The 14,156-nt window shown below is 73.3% G+C and carries 13 protein-coding genes and 1 pseudogene; 7 read left to right on the forward strand and 7 right to left on the reverse strand.

What is annotated here, in order from left to right:
* The first annotated feature begins 94 nt into the window (after positions 1–94).
* The gene (folP, locus tag HS041_RS19730) at positions 95–955 is read left to right on the forward strand and encodes a dihydropteroate synthase (RefSeq protein ID WP_196442119.1); all 861 of its coding nucleotides are present in this window, start codon (positions 95–97) and stop codon (positions 953–955) included.
* The gene (locus HS041_RS19735; protein ID WP_196442120.1) at positions 948–1,610 is read left to right on the forward strand and encodes a potassium channel family protein; all 663 of its coding nucleotides are present in this window, start codon (positions 948–950) and stop codon (positions 1,608–1,610) included. Before folP ends, HS041_RS19735 begins: the two co-directional genes overlap by 8 nt.
* 142 nt (positions 1,611–1,752) lie before the next feature.
* Here the strand turns inward: HS041_RS19735 and HS041_RS39785 are convergent, their stop codons facing one another.
* From HS041_RS39785 to HS041_RS19755, 4 genes are all read right to left on the reverse strand, one after another.
* The gene (locus tag HS041_RS39785; RefSeq protein ID WP_196442121.1) at positions 1,753–3,525 is read right to left on the reverse strand and encodes a S8 family peptidase; all 1,773 of its coding nucleotides are present in this window, start codon (positions 3,523–3,525) and stop codon (positions 1,753–1,755) included.
* Positions 3,526–3,705: 180 nt separating this feature from the next.
* Positions 3,706–5,124 carry a pyridoxal phosphate-dependent decarboxylase family protein gene (locus HS041_RS19745; RefSeq protein ID WP_196442122.1) on the reverse strand — a complete coding sequence of 473 codons (1,419 nt, stop codon included), beginning with the start codon at positions 5,122–5,124 and terminating at the stop codon, positions 3,706–3,708.
* 317 nt (positions 5,125–5,441) lie between these two features.
* Positions 5,442–6,917, reverse strand: a complete 1,476-nt coding sequence (locus tag HS041_RS39790) for a sensor histidine kinase (RefSeq protein ID WP_196442123.1) — start codon at positions 6,915–6,917, stop codon at positions 5,442–5,444.
* Complete coding sequence (locus tag HS041_RS19755; protein WP_196442124.1) at positions 6,907–7,581, reverse strand: response regulator transcription factor; 675 nt, start codon at positions 7,579–7,581, stop codon at positions 6,907–6,909. Before HS041_RS19755 ends, HS041_RS39790 begins: the two co-directional genes overlap by 11 nt.
* Before the next feature lie 203 nt (positions 7,582–7,784).
* Here HS041_RS19755 and HS041_RS19760 point away from each other — a divergent pair, with 203 nt between their 5' ends.
* From HS041_RS19760 to HS041_RS40600, 4 genes and pseudogenes are all read left to right on the forward strand, one after another.
* Positions 7,785–8,966, forward strand: a complete 1,182-nt coding sequence (locus HS041_RS19760; RefSeq protein WP_307845373.1) for a LolA family protein — start codon at positions 7,785–7,787, stop codon at positions 8,964–8,966.
* Positions 8,963–9,910: an ABC transporter ATP-binding protein gene (locus HS041_RS19765; RefSeq protein ID WP_196442126.1), complete on the forward strand. Its 948-nt coding sequence runs from the start codon at positions 8,963–8,965 to the stop codon at positions 9,908–9,910. Before HS041_RS19760 ends, HS041_RS19765 begins: the two co-directional genes overlap by 4 nt.
* A complete protein-coding gene (locus tag HS041_RS19770; protein WP_196442127.1) occupies positions 9,897–10,847 on the forward strand; it encodes a DUF2705 family protein in 951 nt (316 codons plus the stop codon). The genes HS041_RS19765 and HS041_RS19770 overlap by 14 nt, the downstream gene beginning before the upstream one ends.
* Before the next feature lie 16 nt (positions 10,848–10,863).
* Positions 10,864–11,079, forward strand: a pseudogene (locus tag HS041_RS40600) (four-helix bundle copper-binding protein); the annotation flags it as partial.
* A 73-nt stretch (positions 11,080–11,152) separates the two neighbouring features.
* Here HS041_RS40600 and HS041_RS39795 read toward each other — a convergent pair.
* Together HS041_RS39795 and HS041_RS19780 are read right to left on the reverse strand one after the other, a co-directional pair.
* Positions 11,153–11,947, reverse strand: a complete 795-nt coding sequence (locus tag HS041_RS39795) for a YcnI family copper-binding membrane protein (protein WP_196442128.1) — start codon at positions 11,945–11,947, stop codon at positions 11,153–11,155.
* Positions 11,948–12,031: 84 nt separating this feature from the next.
* The gene (locus HS041_RS19780) at positions 12,032–12,580 is read right to left on the reverse strand and encodes an MFS transporter (protein WP_230879137.1); all 549 of its coding nucleotides are present in this window, start codon (positions 12,578–12,580) and stop codon (positions 12,032–12,034) included.
* 240 nt (positions 12,581–12,820) lie between these two features.
* Between HS041_RS19780 and HS041_RS19785 the strand changes: the two genes are divergently transcribed.
* On the forward strand, positions 12,821–13,345 hold the full coding sequence (locus tag HS041_RS19785; RefSeq protein ID WP_307845374.1) for a hypothetical protein: 525 nt from the start codon (positions 12,821–12,823) through the stop codon (positions 13,343–13,345).
* 36 nt (positions 13,346–13,381) lie between these two features.
* Here HS041_RS19785 and HS041_RS19790 read toward each other — a convergent pair whose 3' ends face one another.
* Positions 13,382–14,155 carry an ABC transporter ATP-binding protein gene (locus HS041_RS19790; RefSeq protein ID WP_196442130.1) on the reverse strand — a complete coding sequence of 258 codons (774 nt, stop codon included), beginning with the start codon at positions 14,153–14,155 and terminating at the stop codon, positions 13,382–13,384.
* Between the last annotated feature and the right edge of the window lies 1 nt (position 14,156).

The following is a 14,156-nucleotide window of genomic DNA, read 5'->3' on the forward strand; positions in this document are numbered from 1 at the left end:
GCACGGCGCCCGTGAGAACCGTTGTGACACCCCACAGAGGCGGCGCAGGTGGGAGCGCCGGCCTCTCCGGCACCGGGCGATAGGCTCGGTCCCGATGACTATCTTGCGCCTGCGTGGCCGTGAGTTCCGGCCCGATGAGTTCGCGATCATGGCGGTGGTCAACCGCACCCCCGACTCGTTCTTCGACAGGGGGAGGACCTACGGCTTCGAGGCCGCCCTGGAGGCGGTGGACGGGGCCGTCCGCGGCGGTGCGGACATCGTCGACATCGGCGGCGTCAAGGCGGGCCCCGGTGACGAGGTGGACCCGGCCGAGGAGATCCGCAGGGTGGCCGACCTGGTCGCGGCGGTCCGCGATCGCTATCCCGATCTGATCATCAGCGTCGACACCTGGCGGGCCGAGGTCGGCGAGGTCGTGGCCGCGGCGGGCGCCGACCTGCTCAACGACACCTGGGGCGGGGTCGATCCGGCCCTCGCGCGGGTCGCCGCCGACCATGGCCTCGGCCTGGTCTGCGCGCACGCCGGACGCGTCGCCCCGCGCACCCGTCCGCACCGCATCGCCTACGACGACGTGGTGGCCGACGTCATCGGCTACACCACCGAGCTGGCCGAGCGGGCGGCCGCCGCCGGGGTCCCCCGCGAGTCGATCCTCATCGACCCGGCGCACGACTTCGGCAAGAACACCTACCACTCCCTGGAGGTCAGCCGCCGCCTCGGCGAGATGACCGCCACCGGCTGGCCGGTTCTGGTCGCGGTCTCCAACAAGGATTTCGTCGGCGAGACCCTCGGCGGCCTGCCGGTCGACGAGCGTCACGCCGGTACCATGGCCACTCTCGCCGTGTCCGCGTGGCAGGGCGCCCGGGTGTTCCGGGTCCACGACGCGGCCTCGGCCCGTACGGCCCTCGCCGCCGTCGCCCGTCTCCGCGGGCTCTCCGAAGAGAGGACGACCGTTGCCTGACGCCAGGAACGATCCCGTCGTGGTGATCGGGCTGGGCCGGTTCGGCAGCTCGCTCGCGGCGGAGCTGGTACGCCGGGGCACCGAGGTGCTCGCCATCGACCACCGGCCCAAGGTGGTCCAGAGCATGGCGGGAAGGCTCACCCACGTGGTCGCGGCCGACTCCACCGACCTGGAGGCGCTGAACCAGCTCGGTGTGCCGGACTTCTACCGGGCCGTGGTCGCCATCGGCACGGACATCGAGTCCAGCATCCTGACCACCTCCCTGCTGGTGGAGCTGGAGATCGAGGACGTCTGGGCCAAGGCCATCAGCCGCGACCACGGCCGGATCCTGGAGCGGGTCGGCGCCCACCACGTGATCCTCCCCGAGCACGACATGGGGGAACGGGTGGCGCACCTGCTCAACGGGCGGATGCTCGACTACATGGAGGTCGACGAGAACTACGCGCTGGTCAAGACCCGCCCGCCGCGCGACTACATCGGGGTCCCGCTCGGGGAGACCAACCTGCGCCGCAAGTACGGCGTGACGGTGGTCTGCGTCAAAGGACAGGGCGAGGAGTTCACCTACGCCGGGGCGGACACCGTCCTCGGCTACGGCGACGTGATCATCATCGCGGGGAAGATCGAGCAGGTCGAGCGCTTCGCCGAGCTGCCCTGACGGGGCGGGGCCGTGCGGACAGAAGACCGTGCGGACAGAAGACGGACAGGACCGGGCCACCCGCGGGGGGAACGGGTGGCCCGGCCAGGTGAGGCGGGGTGGAGCCTCACTTCTTCCGGAGGTCTCCGGGTTCTCCGAAGGGTTACTGAGCGGTGATCCTCACGTCGTCGACTCCGGCCTCGACCAGGCTGGCGCCTGAGGCGTCGGCGGCGTCCACCACGATGCGGACGGTCTGGCCGGCGTGGCCCGAGACGTTCGCGGTTGCGGTGGCGTAGGCGGCGGCCCGGTTGGACGCCGCGCCCCGCTGGTCCAGCACGGTCGTGGTGGTCGTGCCGACCACGCGGACCCGGATGTAGTCGGCGCTGCTGGCGTTGGTGAGGTGGCCGAGATACCACGAGAACGACAGCGTGAGCGTGCCGCTCGCGGGAAGCGTGATGGCCGGTGACTGGGCGCTCGTCACGCCGCCGTCGATGTCGCCGGCTCCCACGCTCGACCCGGCCGCGGCACCGGTGACCAGGGCGTTGCTCCCGCTGGGCGTGGTCCCCGGCTGCATCACCGTGCCGCCGTTGGTCGTCTGCCCGGGGTCACCGCGCTCGAAGCGGCCCGTGGACGCGGTGTCGGAGCCGCCCGGGTTGACCGTCCAGCCGCGGTCGGCCTCGAAGTCGTCGGAGTAGACCACGGTCGGGTCGGGGCCGCCGCCGCCCCCTCCGACGAACAGCAGCCGGTTGGGGGAGCCGGCGCCGGGATTGCTCACCACGCCGGTGGTCGCGGCGGTGACCATCGCGTCGCGGACCTGCGCCGGGGTGGACGACGGGCCGGCGTTCAGCAGCAGGGCCGCGGCCCCCGCGACGTGCGGGGAGGCCATCGAGGTGCCGCTGATGGTGTTGGAGGCCGTGTCGCCGTTGTGCCAGGCCGAGGTGATGGACGAGCCGGGGGCGAACAGGTCCAGGCAGGTGCCGTAGTTGGAGAAGGAGGAGCGCGCGTCGGTGTTGGTGGTGGCGCCTACGGTGATCGCCTCGGCGACCCGGGCGGGGGAGCGCGTGCAGGCGTCGGTGTTCTCGTTGCCCGCGGCCAGCGCGTAGACGACGCCGGAGTTGATGGAGTTGCGCACGGAGGTGTCCAGCGCGGCGCTCGCACCTCCGCCCAGGCTCATGTTGGCCACGGCGGGTTTGACCGCGTTGGCCGTCACCCAGTCCACGCCCTCGATGATGATCGAGGTGGAGGTGGTGCTGCCGCAGCCGAACACCCGCACGCCGACGAGCGTGACGGCCTTGGCGATGCCGTACTGGCTTCCGCCGACCGTGCCCGAGACGTGGGTGCCGTGGCCGTTGCAGTCGGCCACGTCGTTGTCGTCGTCGTAGACGTCGCGGCCGTTCTGCGCCCGCCCGCCGAAGTCGGAGTGGCTGATCCGGATTCCGGTGTCGATGATGTAGGCGCGCACGCCCGAGCCGTTGTTCGGCGGGGTGTAGTTGCCGTCCAGCGGCAGGTTGCGCTGGTCGACCCGGTCCAGACCCCACGACGCGACGGCCTGCGCCACGCTCTGCCGCGCGGGCTGCTCGATCAGGCTGAACTCCTGGTCCTGCTCGACGTAGGCCACGTCGGAGCGGGCCGCGACGGCCCGGGCCTGCGCCTCGGTCGCCTTCATGGCGAAGCCGTTGAGGGCGCGCTGGTAGACGGCGCTCACCGAGGCGCCCTCGGCGTCGGCGACCTCGCGCGCCCTGCGGTCCCGGTCGGCGCGGGTGAGCTGGCCCTTGAGGACCACGATGTAGCTGCCGGCGACGGCGGTGGGGCTGTCGGCGGCCGTGATCGCGCCCTGGGGCGCGGGGTCGGCGGAGGAGGGCTGGGCCGTCCCGAGGACGAGCGCCAGCGCCGCGGCCGTGAGTCCGGTTAATCGGGCGGGGGAGATCCTGCTCATGATGACGATCCTCCTGGTGGGGGGTGAATCCGGAGCCCTCGTAGGGTGTTCCGGACGGAGGTGAGCGCCCTTATCGTGAACCGCCACGATTTTTGCTGCAATATCCTGACTGACGTAAATTTATTTGTTACATACTCCGTTCCGGACAGAGGCGTGGACGTAACGGCGTGCGCCGGCTGCTCAGCCGTAGATGACCGAGAGGAAGCGGATCAGGACCGCCTCCCGCCGGTCGGCGGGCAGCGCGTCGAGCACCGCGTTGACCACCGCCATCTCCGGCTGGCCCGAGCCGTTCAGGTCCACCCCGACCGAGGCCGCCAGCTCGCCGAAGGCCGCGTCGTCCAGCGCCTCCAGGTCCAGCTCCGCCACCAGCTCCACCAGCCCTTCCGGCAACTCGGCCGGTCCCCGCTCCCGGGCGGCCGCGGCCGATTCCGCGATCACCTCCAGCATCGCCTCCACGCCGCCCAGCGTCACCCCGGTCACGGTGATGTGGATGTTGGCCGGGATGCCGGCGTAGGACAACTGCGGCTGCAGGAACCAGCCGCGCCTCCTGGCCTCGTCCGAGAGCACGAACACGTCGATCTCATCGGAGGTGAAGGCGACCAGCGACGACTCGGGCTCGCCGAGCACCCGCAGGCCGCCGATCGCGGCGACGCCCTCGCGCAGGCGGCGGGCGGCCGCCAGGGTGGTGCGGCCCAGCTCCAGGTAGCCCTCCCGGCCGAGGGCCTGCAGGGTCGCCCAGGCGCCGCCGAGCGGGCCGGCGGACTTGGAGCTCTGCACGGTGGCGTTGATCACGGTGTAGCCCGGCCACGACGCCGACGCGAAGTAGGCGGCGCGGCGCAGCGCGGGGTCGGCGAAGAGCACGACCGAGGCGCCCTTGGGGGAGTAGCCGAACTTGTGCAGGTCGCAGGAGATGGAGGTGACCCCCCGCACCGACAGGTCGAACGGCGGGATCTCGGCGCCGGCCTCGCGCAGCCAGGGCAGCAGCCATCCGCCCACGCACGCGTCCACGTGGCAGAGCACGCCGCGCGCCGAGGCGGCCGCGGCGATCGCCTCGACCGGGTCCATCACCCCCTGCGGGTAGGAGGGCGCCGAGGCGACCACCAGGACCGTGTCGCCGGTGATGGCGTCCTCCACCGCGGCGGCGTCCGCCCGGAAGGTCACCGGGTCCACCGGCACCGCGTCCACCACCACCCCGAGATAGTGCGCGGCCTTGTGGAAGGCCGGGTGGGCGGTGACCGGCACCACCATCCGGGGACGGCCCGCGACCGGGCGGGAGTCGCGCGCCGCCTTCACCGCCAGCATGATCGACTCGGTGCCGCCGCTGGTGAAGATCCCGGTGCCGCCGCCGAGCAGGTCCGCGACCGCGCCGACGACCTGCCGCTCCATCTCCACCACGCTGGGGAAGGCCGTCGGGTCGAGCGTGTTGACCTCCAGCATCTCGACATAGGCCCGCGTCGCCGCCTCGTGCACCTCCGGGCGGCCGGTGTCGTAGACGTAGGCGGTCACCCTGCCTCCCCGCACCGGCAGGTCGGCCTCCTTCAGCCGGGCGATCTCCGTCAGCAGCTCGCCGGCGTCGCGGCCCTTGTCGGGCAGGTTCATGGAGACTCCTTCTGTCGTACGGCTGGGAAGACCCCGGCGCCCACCGGGCCCGGGCGGGGCGGGCGTCCGCGGCCGGGCGGAGGGCAGGCGATCACCGAGGGCTCCCCGGGAGGAGGGCGGGGCGGGGACGCGAGGCCGAGACGTTCCCGCCAGGCACGCGACGGAAGTGACAGTATGTCTGCCCTTCCTGCCTAATCAATTGATTGATTGAGATATGTCGGCCATGGGGGTCACGGAATCGCGCCGGCCCTCTCACCGGGAGGAACGGACGACCGCGGGTTGCCTGAGCGTGGCCGGCCGGCCGGCCGGTGGGGCGGTCAGGACAGCGGCAGCCGCACCACCGCGCGCAGGCCGGGGGAGGCGTCCTCCAGATGGACCGCGCCGCCGTGGGCGTTGACCGTCTCGCGGACGATCGCCAGGCCCAGCCCGGCCCCGCCCTCGTCCCGGCTGCGCGCGCTGTCCAGCCGGGTGAACCGGTCGAAGACCCGCTCCCGGTCGGCCTCGGGGATGCCCGGCCCGTCGTCGGTGACGGTGAGCAGCGCGTCCGCGCCCTGTGCCCGCAGCTCGACCACCACAGGGGCGGCGGTGTGCCGCAACGCGTTGTCGACCAGGTTGACCAGCACCCGCCCCAGGTCCAGGGCGTCCCCGGCCACCACGATCGGGTCGCCCGCCCGGGAGCCGTTCCCCGCCGGGTCCCCGGGCCGGGCCGCCGGGCCGCCGCCGATCCTGAACACCACGGCCCCGCCGTACCGCTCCAGGGTCTGGGGGACCAGATCGTCCAGCCCGACCGGCTCCCTGCGGGCGAGCGCGCCGCCGCGCTCGTCCAGGCGGGCCAGGGCGAGCAGATCCTCGGCCAGCCGGGTCAGGCGGGTGGTGTCCTCCAGCACGCCCTCGGCGGTCTCCCGCCAGTCGTCCTGCCCGCCCGGATGGCCGAGCGCCACCTCCAGTTGGAGCCTGATGCTGGCCAGGGGGCTGCGCAGCTCGTGCGCGGCGTCGGAGACCAGGGCCCGCTGGCGGGCGTCGGCCCGCTCCAGCCGGTCCAGCATGGCGTTGAGAGTGGTGGCGAGGCTGTGCACCTCGTCGCGGGACTCGGGGACCGGCAGGCGGCGGGAGCGGGCGGTGCCGGTGATCTCCTCGGCGCCCCGGCGCAGCGCGGTGATGGGCCGCAGCGTCCGGCCGATGATCACCCAGCTGACCCCGGCGAGCAGCACGAGCAGCAGCGGGGTGCCGACGAACAGCACGTGTCCCGCGGTGCGGAGGCTGGTCTCGACCTCGCTGAAGGGCCGGGCCGCGATCACCGTCCGCCCCTCGTCGGCGCTGAGCACCCGCACGCGCAGCATGTGCGGGATCCCGTACGGCCCGCCGTGCAGGAAACGCGCCCGCTTCTCCGCGATCGCCGCCGACCGCTCCGCCGCGTCCAGCAGCGGGACCAGCCGGTCGGTCCCGGTGGTGGCGTGGGTGATGCGACCGGCGGAGTCGATCACCTGGATCAGGACGCCGTCGGGCGAGGCCAGCTCGTCCGGTACCTGCCCGGCGTCGGCCTGCGAGACGATCTCCCGGGCCCGCTGGTAGATCGAATCGTCGATCGTGGCGATCAGCGCCTGACCGAGCACCCCGATCATCACGTAGGCCGAGACCGCCAGCGCCACCGCCAGCACCGCCGAGGCGGCCGCGGTCAGCCGGAAGCGCAGGCTCTTGCGCCGCCACCACCCGGCGGTACGGCGGGCGCCCGCCTCCTTCCGGGGCCGCCCGGCCGGCCGGAGTCCGGCTCCGGAGCCCGGCTCAGCCTCCATCGCCGGCCAGCCGGTATCCGGCGCCCCGCACGGTCTGCAGCGCGTTGCGCGAGAACGGCACGTCGATCTTGCGGCGCAGGTAGCCGACGTAGACCTCGACCACGTTGGGATCGGTGTCGAAGGTGTCCCAGACGTGCTCCAGGATCTCGGTCTTGGAGACCACCTCGTCGTGCCGGCGCAGCAGGTACTCCAGCAGGGCGAACTCCCGGGGGGTCAGCTCCACCGGGGTCTCCCCCCTGGCCACCCTGCGCCGGGCCGGGTCCAGGGAGAGGTCCCCGGCCTGCAGCACGGCGGGCCGGCGGCTCCCGCCGCGGCGCAGCAGCGCCCGGAGCCTGGCCACCAGCACCACGTAGGAGAACGGCTTGGTGAGGTAGTCGTCGGCGCCCAGGTCGAGCCCGTCGGCCATGTCGTACTCGCCGTCCTTGGCCGACAGCATCAGGATCGGCACCCAGTTCTCCTCGGCGCGCAGCTGCTTGCAGACGTTGTAGCCCGACAGCCTCGGCAGCATGATGTCCAGCACGACCACGTCGTACTCGCCCTGCCTGGCCAGGTGCAGGCCGTCCTCGCCGTCGTGCGCGAGGTCGACCGCGAACCCCTCGGCCTGCAGCCCGCGCTGGAGCGCCGCGGCCATCCGCCGCTCGTCCTCCACGACGAGAACCCGCATCTGTTGCCCCTTTCACCTGACCCGCCCATTGTCGGGCAGCGCGCCTGAGACCCGGCTGAGAAGTCTGTGAGCCCTCTCAGTCTGTCTCAGCTCCCGCACAGGAGCGTTCACGCAGGCTGCTGGTGAAAGGCAGTGACGGCATACCGTTGAGGAGTGACATGTCAGAGCAAACACAGCAGCGGCGAGCGCGTCGAGGGCGCGCCGTGAGGTGGGGCGTACCGATCGCCGCGGTCGCGGTGGTCGCCGGGGCCGTCGGCGCCGGACCCGTCATCGCCGCGGTCCAGGGAGATCCGGTGCTGCCCGAGCGCACGGCCGAGCAGCTGCTCGCCGACGCGCTGCAGGCCACGAAGTCCGGTCCGACGCCCATGTCGGGCACCGTCCTGCAGACCGCCTCCCTCGGCGTTCCGGGGCTGCCGGAGGTGTCGTCGGGGATGGGCGGCACCTCGCCCGCCGCCCTGCTCACCGGCTCCCACGAGCTCAAGGTCTGGTACGGCGGCGACGAACGGCTCCGCCTCGCGATGCCCGGCCGGATGAGCGAGACCGACCTGATCGTCAACGGCGACCAGGCCTGGCTCTGGGAGAGCGACTCCAGCACGGCCACCCGGATCAAGGACACCGGCGAGGCCGCCGGGCACGCGTCCGGGAAGGGGCCGGGGCACGAGTCGGGGCACGAGTCGGGGCACCCCGAGGCCCTGCCCACGGCGGCCACGCCGCAGCAGATCGCCAAGGAGGTGCTCCAGCGGGCCGACGCCGACACCGCCGTCGGCGTGAGCTCCAGCGAGAAGGTCGCCGGGCGTGACGCCTACCAGCTCACCCTTGCCCCCAAGGACGCTTCGTCCCTGGTCAAGGAGGTCAAGCTGGCCCTCGACGGGGAGACCTTCGTCCCGCTGAGGGTCCAGGTCTACGCCAAGAGCGCGGCGGAACCCGCCTTCGAGGTCGGCTTCACCTCGGTGAGCTTCACCCCGCCCGCCCCGGAGAACTTCACCTTCACCCCGCCGCCCGGCGCCAAGGTGAAGGAGCAGTCGCTGGACGAGCTCGCCAAGGGCCTGGGGGCCGATCCGCAGGCCCGGCAGGAGAAGGGCGGGAAGATCGCCGAGGGCATGCGGACCGTCGGCAAGGGCTGGACCGCGGTCGCGGTGCTCCCCTTCTCCGCGCAGGACCTCAAGGGCCTGGCCCCGCAGGGGCAGACGGGTGAGGAGGCCGGGTCCCCCGAGGCCCAGGCGGTGACCGACGCCCTGCTGAAGTCCGCCACCCCGGTCAGCGGGCCGTGGGGCAGCGGCAAGGTCGTCCGGACCAAGCTGGTCTCCGCGCTGCTGACCGACGACGGGCGCCTGCTCTTCGGCGCGGTCACCCCGGAGAAGCTGACCGAGGTGGCCGGGCGGTGACGACGGAAGCCGGAGACCACTCGATCGTCACGCGCGGGCTGACCAAGCGGTTCCGCGGCGGCCAGGTGGCCGTGGACGATCTCCATCTGTCCGTGCCGCGCGGGTCGGTCTTCGGCTTCCTCGGCCCGAACGGCTCGGGGAAGACCACGACCATCCGCATGCTGCTCGGGCTCGTCGCGCCGACGCAGGGCGGCTGGGATCTCCTCGGCACACCGATGCCGGGCGGGGTGTCCGCGGTGCTGCCCCGGGTGGGTGCGCTGGTCGAGGGGCCGGCGTTCTATCCCTACCTGTCGGGCGAGGCCAACCTGCGCCGCTACGACGCCGCCGACCCGGCGGCCGACCCGCGCACCGCCTCCCGGCGGATCGGGCTCGCCCTGGACCGGGTCGGGCTGACCGCGGCGGCGGGCAAGCGCTACCGGGCCTACTCGCTGGGCATGCGCCAGCGGCTGGCCATCGCCGCCGCGCTGCTCGGCCCCAGGGAACTGCTGGTCCTGGACGAGCCGACCAACGGCCTGGATCCGCAGGGCACCCGTGAGGTGCGGGCGCTGGTGAAGGAGATCGCGGCCGACGGGACGACCGTGTTCGTCTCCTCCCATCTGCTCGCCGAGGTGGAGCAGATGTGCACCCACGTCGGCGTCATGCGGACCGGCAGGCTGGTCGCCGAGGGACCCATCGCCGGGCTTCTCGGCGGGGAGGCGGTCAGGGTCCGGGTCGAGACCCCGGACACCGCCGAGGCGGCGGCCGTGCTGTCGGGACTCGGCCTGGCCGGGGTGCGTACCGGAGCCGGGGAGGCCGCCGCCGAGCTGGGCGAGCAGGCGCCGGAACGCGTCACCGCCGCGCTGGTGGCGGCGGGCGTCGCGGTACGCGGGCTGGCCGTGCAGCGGCCGAGCCTGGAGGACGTGTTCGTGGGACTGACCGGGGAGGGTTTCGATGTCGACGGTTGACGTCACGGGAGTCACGGCCGAGGCGGGTCCCGCCCCCGTGCCGGACGCGGCCCCCGGCCTCCGGGAGGACACGCCCGCCTCCCGGAGGCCGGGAGCGGCGCGCGCCTGGCTGCGGCTGCTCGGCTCGGAGGCCGGGCTGACCTTCCGCCGCCCGCGCAACCTCGCCGTGCTGGCCGTGCTCGGGATCATCCCGGTGCTGATCGGGGTCGTCATGCGGCTGTTCGCCGAGCCGATCGCGGCCGAGGCCGCGGACGGGCCGGGGAACGGCGGGGCCATCTTCGCGCAGATCACCGGGAACGGTCTCTTCCTCACCTTCGCCGCGCTCTCCGTGCTGGTGCAGCTCATGCTCCCGGTCGCCGTCGCGGTGGTGGCCGGTGACGCGGTCGCCGGGGAGGCGGGCGGCGGCACGCTGCGCTACCTGCTGACCGCCCCGGCGGGGCGGACGCGCCTGCTGGCCGCCAAGTACGGCAACGCGGTCCTCTTCTGCCTGGCGGCCGTCAGCGTGATCGCGCTGTCGGCCCTGGTGACCGGGCTGGCGCTGTTCCCGATCGGGCCCATCACCCTGCTGTCGGGCACGACGATCTCCTTCGCCGAAGGACTGCTCAGGATCGGCCTGGTCGTGCTCTACGTCACGGCGGGGATGGCCGCCCTGGCCGCGTTCGCCCTGGCCCTGTCCACGCTGACCGAAGTGGCGATCGGCGCCATCGCCGCGACGGTGGTGACGGTGATCGTGATCCAGGTCCTGGGCGTGATCCCGCAGCTCGCCTGGCTGCAGCCGTACCTGCTGACGCAGTGGTGGAACGAGTTCGACGGCGTCCTGCGCGATCCGGTCGCCGCCGGCGAGATGGGTCAGGGCCTGCTCGTCTTCGCCGCCTACGTCGTGATCTTCGGTTCGATCGCCTGGGCCCGCTTCACCGGCAAGGACATCACCTCCTGAGCGCGCCCACGCGGGCATGGTGGCCGAGCTGACCAAGTGCATCCAGTGCATCCGCACCAACATGGCCTGCGCCGACATCTGCGCGACCACCGCCCGGGTGCTGTCGCGGCACACCGGCTACGACGCCGGCATCAGCCGGACCCTGCCGGAGGCCTGCGCCATGGCGTGCAAGTCCTGCGGGGACGAGTGCGCCGGCCACGCCGACGCCCACCGGCACTGCCGCATCTGCGCCGATGCCTGCCGCGTCGGCGAACCCCGGAGGCGCCCGGCCCGGCCCGTTTCCGCACGGGCCGGGCCGGAGCCGGTCATGCGACCGGTGCCTGATCCGGGCCCGCGGAGGCCCCGCGGCTCCCGCGGCGCAGGCCGAGGGCGCCGATCACGGTGCCGACGAGCCCGGCGAGCAGGCCGCCCGCGCCGAGCAGGCGGGCGGTGCCGTCGGCGGAGGCCGTATCGGCGGCCGCGACCGGGGTCACCGACGGCGCGGATCCGGAGGCGGGTCCGGCCGACGGGGTGGCCGAGTGGCCGGAACCGTGGCCGGCGCCGCCGGAGGCGGGGGTGAGCTTGAGGACCGGGGCCGGCCGGGCGGGGTCGGAGCCGTCGGCCTTGGGCTCGTCGGCCCACTTCACGACCTCGCCGCCGGTGTAGGTCTGGGTCGCGGGGAAGACCAGCTGGTCGGTGTCCTTGGGCAGCATGCCCATCGAGACCTCGAACTCCTGGAACTGGCCGGGCTCGATCCTCCCGCCGGACCAAGTGATCTTCGTGACCGCCTCGGTGATCTCGCCGTACTCCGTGGTGACGGGCGTGCCGAGCTTCTCCTCGGTCACCTCGACCTTCCAGCCGGGCACCGGCCTGACCGAGACGAACGGCAGCGGGTGGTCGGCGGGGAACGCGACCTCGACCTTGCTGGTCGAGGCGTCGTCACGCTCGTTGGGCACCCGGAAGGCGACCTTGGTGAAAGCGCCCTGTTCGGCGCTTCCGGGGTTGATCGTGACGTGTGCGAGGGCGGGTGCGGCCAGGGCGACGGTGAGGGCGGCGGCGGCCGCGGTGACCGCCGCGGCGCGGCGGCACACGGGGGAAAGGCGCACGGGGGAAAGGGACATGGATGTTCTCCGCTTCGGGGATTCGGGGTCGCCGGAACCCCGGGGCTCGCGGGAGCCCCGGCGGGGTCCGGGAAGGGAAGGAGCTCAGCAGGTGCGGAGCGGAGGGCCGCGCCTGCTGACGGTGTGGCGGAGAAGGGCCCGGACGGGAAGGGGGACGGTGCCGGGCGGGGTGGCGGGCGGTGCGGCCCGGAGGCTCGCCGGGACCGCCAGCAACCGGAACGCCGCGCCGGCGCGGCGCCCGGCGGCGGCGAGCCGGTGCCCTGCCGCGCGCAGCAGCGCCCACAGGGCGCTCTCGCCGCGGGCCAGCCACCAGCCGGTGATCAGCGTGGCGGTGAGGTGGGCCAGGAGCATGCCCAGGCTCTCGCCGAGCCCCTGGCCGTGCGGGTGGAAGCCCGGGGAGCCCCCGGAGGGGTCGCTGAGGGCGAACAGCTCGTGCAGGAGCAGTTGCGCGCCGGTGAGCGTGGTGTGGACGGTCGTGGCGGACCGCTCGCGCCCGGCGAGGGAGAGCGCCGTCATCGTGACGGCCGCCGTCCCGGCGGCCACCGCCCACGGCTCCGGCCCCGAGCCGCCCGCGGCCACGTGGCCGAGGACGGCGAGCGTCACGCAGACGGCCGAGAAGGCGGCCGAACGCATGAGGCGGAGCGGGAGGCGGGCACGCATGACGCCGGACATGGTCTCACGCCCGACCGCCGGTCCTCGACCCGAACGGCGCGAGCCACCCGGTCCGGCTGATCGGGGCGGCCGTCGGGGCCGGCTCTCGCGGTGCGGGCCGGATACCGGGACCGGGCGGAGGCGTCCGGGCATCGAGCGAGATAACCAATGGTGTGTGATGCCTGCCGTTTTGCGGCTTTTGTAGCTATGGTTGCCGCGACCGTGAAAGCACGTGGAGCCGGGGTGGTGGCGATGCGGCACTTCTTCGGGCTGCTCATCGGGCTGGTGACGACGGCGGCCCTGCTCCTGGGCGGGGGCTGGGCGGCCGTGACGACCCTCGCGCGGCCCGTGCCCGGTGTGGACGGCGCACCCGTCTCGTCCACCGATGCGAAGATCTGGATCGCCCTGGGCGTCATGGCCGGGATCGGCCTGCTGCTCGGCCTGGTGATCGCCGGCAGGGTCTCCCCGCTGGCCGGGTTCGTCCCGTCCATGGTCCTGCTCGCCGGGACCGTGATCTACGCTCTCGACGCGCGGCGGGCCGTGAGCCTCCTGACCGAGACGCCCACCTTCCACGAGGCGCTCGACACGGCGCCCGTGGGCATGAGCACCCTGCTCGCCAGCGGGGTCTACGCCATGATCGGCGTCGCCCTCTTCCTGCCCGTCCTGATGCCCTCCCGCTGGGCGGGGCGGCGCTCCGGCGAGGCCGAGGAGTACGAGGAGGAGGCCGGCGAGCCGTCCTACTACTGACACGGCCGGACCCGCCGCCGCTCCGGCGGGTGAGGGTCAGCCGCCGGGCGCCGGTTCGCGCTCGCCGGTGTAGAGGCGGGCCACGACGTCCTCGAGAGAGTCCCCGCCGGGAGCGGTGGCCCGCAGGTCGTCGAGGGTGCCGTCGAAGCCGAGGCGGCCGCGGTCGATGAGCATGATCCGGCGGCAGAGCTTCTCGATGTCGCCGAGGTCGTGGGTGGTGAGCAGCACGGTGGTGCCGCGCTCGGCGTTGAGCCGGCGCAGGAACTCGCGCATGGCGGCCTTGCTCACCACGTCCAGCCCGATGGTGGGCTCGTCCAGGATCAGGACGGAGGGGTCGTGCAGGAGCGCGGCGGTGATGTCGCCGCGCATGCGCTGGCCCAGGCTGAGCTGGCGGACCGGGGTGTGCAGGAAGCCGCCGAGGTCGAGGAGCTCGGCCAGCTCGGCCAGCCTGCTGCGGAAATCATCTCGATCTACTTTGTAAAGGTGGCGGACCAGTTCGAAGCTGTCCCTCAGCGGCAGATCCCACCACAGGGTGGTGCGCTGGCCGAAGACCACCCCGATCCGGCGCGCGAGAGCCGTACGGCGGTGCGTCGGGTCGAGCCCGGCCACCTCGAGGCGGCCCGAGGTCGGTGCGAGGATGCCGGTGAGCATCTTGATGGTGGTGGACTTGCCCGCGCCGTTGGGACCGAGGTAGCCGACGAACTCCCCGGCCCCGACGGTGAACGACAGCTCCCGCACGGCGTGCACGGTCCTGCGGGCCCGGCCGCGGCCGACGGTGAAGGAACGGCCGACCCGGTCGACTTCGATCATG

The sequence above is a fragment of the Planomonospora sp. ID67723 genome (assembly GCF_015711605.1).
Lineage (GTDB): Bacteria > Actinomycetota > Actinomycetes > Streptosporangiales > Streptosporangiaceae > Planomonospora_A.

What these genes read in the sequence shown, in the direction of transcription:
- HS041_RS39795 (WP_196442128.1), bottom strand. Translation starts at nt 11,947, where the DNA reads ATGTCCCTTTCCCCCGTGCGCCTTTCCCCCGTGTGCCGCCGCGCCGCG.
- HS041_RS19755 (WP_196442124.1), bottom strand. Translation starts at nt 7,581, where the DNA reads ATGCGGGTTCTCGTCGTGGAGGACGAGCGGCGGATGGCCGCGGCGCTC.
- HS041_RS19770 (WP_196442127.1), top strand. Translation starts at nt 9,897, where the DNA reads ATGTCGACGGTTGACGTCACGGGAGTCACGGCCGAGGCGGGTCCCGCC.
- HS041_RS39785 (WP_196442121.1), bottom strand. Translation starts at nt 3,525, where the DNA reads ATGAGCAGGATCTCCCCCGCCCGATTAACCGGACTCACGGCCGCGGCG.
- HS041_RS19790 (WP_196442130.1), bottom strand. Translation starts at nt 14,155, where the DNA reads ATGATCGAAGTCGACCGGGTCGGCCGTTCCTTCACCGTCGGCCGCGGC.
- folP (WP_196442119.1), top strand. Translation starts at nt 95, where the DNA reads ATGACTATCTTGCGCCTGCGTGGCCGTGAGTTCCGGCCCGATGAGTTC.
- HS041_RS19745 (WP_196442122.1), bottom strand. Translation starts at nt 5,124, where the DNA reads ATGAACCTGCCCGACAAGGGCCGCGACGCCGGCGAGCTGCTGACGGAG.
- HS041_RS19780 (WP_230879137.1), bottom strand. Translation starts at nt 12,580, where the DNA reads ATGCGTTCGGCCGCCTTCTCGGCCGTCTGCGTGACGCTCGCCGTCCTC.
- HS041_RS39790 (WP_196442123.1), bottom strand. Translation starts at nt 6,917, where the DNA reads ATGGAGGCTGAGCCGGGCTCCGGAGCCGGACTCCGGCCGGCCGGGCGG.